A 2,024-nucleotide genomic window follows, 5' to 3' on the forward strand; every position below is an offset into this window, starting at 1 on the left:
GAATCAAAAGATCGCAGCCTTCGGCAGCTCCTACATTGGGTTCAGTGGCGATTCATAAAAACAATAAGAGCTATCCACTGCCATGGCCGCACCCACCTCGCCGCTCTCCCACGACACCATCATCCGGGACTCCTGGACCCGTTGCCGCGCGTTCGGTCTTGAACATCAGAGCGCACCGGCATTCGATCAGCTTCCCGCTGAAGGCATCGCCCATTTGCTGGAGAGCCAGCATTCACTGGTGCAGACCACCCATCAGGAAGTGCTGCCGTATTACGAAAACATCCTCAGCAACTCCAATTGCCTGATCATGCTCGCCGACAATCAGGGCCAGGTGCTGACGTCGTGGGGCACCCAACGCTTTATCGAGCCGCGCCTGGCCCGTGGTTTCAGCGCCGGTGCCAGCTGGATGGAGCGCTGCAGCGGGACCAACGCCATTGGCACGGCACTGGCCTGCCAGCAGGCGGTGCATATCGAACACGACGAACACTTTCTCAAAGCCAACCGCTTCATGACCGGTTCCGCCGCGCCGATTTTCGATGCCGAGCGCAAGGTGATTGCGGTACTCGACGTGTCCAGTGACAGCTATCTGCCGCCGTCGCATACCCTGGGCATGGTCAAGATGATGAGCCAGACCGTGGAAAACCGGCTGATCCTCAACCTGTTCCACGGCCAGCACTTCCAGCTGACTTTCAACACCGGCCTGAACAACCTCGACAGCCAATGGGCCGGGTTGCTGATCTTCGACGAGAGCGGCCAGGTGTTGTCCGCCAATCGCCGCGCTGACAATCTGCTGGGCGTGCGTTTGTCGCGGGTCAGTGTCGAGAGCCTGTTCAAGGTCTCGCTGCTGGAATTGCTCAATCAGCCCGAAGGTCTGCCCTTCTCGCTCCAGGCCTCCGGGCGCAATCGCTTCCAGTGCGTGCTAAAACGGCCGAAGCAGGTGCCAATCCAACCGCGACTGTTTGTTGAAACAAAGAGCGCAGAGCCAGTCACTACAACGCCAGCCGCCATCAGCCTGAAGTCCCTGCACTTCGGCGACAGCCGCGTGGAAAAAGCCGTGCGCCAGGCCGAGCGCCTCCTGGAGAAGGACATTCCGCTGCTGATCCACGGTGAAACCGGAGTCGGCAAGGAAGTCTTCGTCAAGGCCCTGCATCAGGCCAGTTCTCGCAGCAAACAGGCATTCATTGCCGTCAACTGTGCAGCGATCCCCGCCGAACTGGTGGAGTCAGAACTGTTCGGCTACGAGAAAGGTGCGTTCACCGGCGCCAACCAGAAAGGCAGCATTGGCCTGATCCGCAAGGCCGACAAAGGCACGCTGTTCCTCGACGAAATTGGCGACATGCCATTGCCGACCCAAGCCCGCTTGCTGCGTGTTTTGCAGGAGCGTTGCGTGCAACCGGTGGGCAGCAGCGAGCTGTTCCCGGTGGACATCCGGATCATCTCGGCGACCAATCGCTCGCTGCGCGAACAAGTGCAGTTGGGGCGTTTTCGTGAAGATCTCTATTACCGCATCGGCGGCTTGACTCTGGAATTGCCGCCGTTAAGGGAACGCAGTGATAAAGAAGCGCTGTTCAAACGCCTGTGGGAACAGCATCGCGAACCGAGCCAGTGGGCTGGGTTGAGCCGAGAAGTGCTGGAATTGTTCAGCCGCCATCCGTGGCCGGGGAATTTAAGGCAGGTCAGCAGCGTGATGCAGGTGGCGCTGGCCATGGCTGAGGAACAACCAGTGCGGCCGGAGCATTTGCCGGATGATTTTTTTGTCGATCTGGAGATGGAGCCGGTTGAGGCGCAGGAGCCTCTGGCGATGGATCTGGATGATGCCGAGGACTTGAATCGGCAGTTGCAGGCGGTCGGGGGGAATATCTCCCATCTGGCGCGGCGGCTTGGGGTTAGTCGCAATACCCTGTACAAGCGGTTGCGCCAGACTGAATGATGGGTTGGTCGAACGGGCCCCATCGCTGGCAAGCCAGCTCCCACAGGTTCGGCGGACTGCATAGATTTTGTGTACGACACGGACACTGTGGGAG

General features: G+C 59.6%; 1 protein-coding gene. It reads left to right on the top strand.

Going from position 1 to position 2,024, the window contains the following annotated elements; genetic code table 11:
* Window positions 1-82 precede the first annotated feature (82 nt).
* Window positions 83-1,930 carry a sigma-54-dependent Fis family transcriptional regulator gene (locus ACRESJ_RS23630; RefSeq protein WP_431760061.1) on the top strand — a complete coding sequence of 616 codons (1,848 nt, stop codon included), beginning with the start codon at window positions 83-85 and terminating at the stop codon, window positions 1,928-1,930.
* Window positions 1,931-2,024: the final 94 nt, after the last annotated feature.

Source organism: Pseudomonas sp., from assembly GCF_050739655.1.
Taxonomy (GTDB): domain Bacteria; phylum Pseudomonadota; class Gammaproteobacteria; order Pseudomonadales; family Pseudomonadaceae; genus Aquipseudomonas.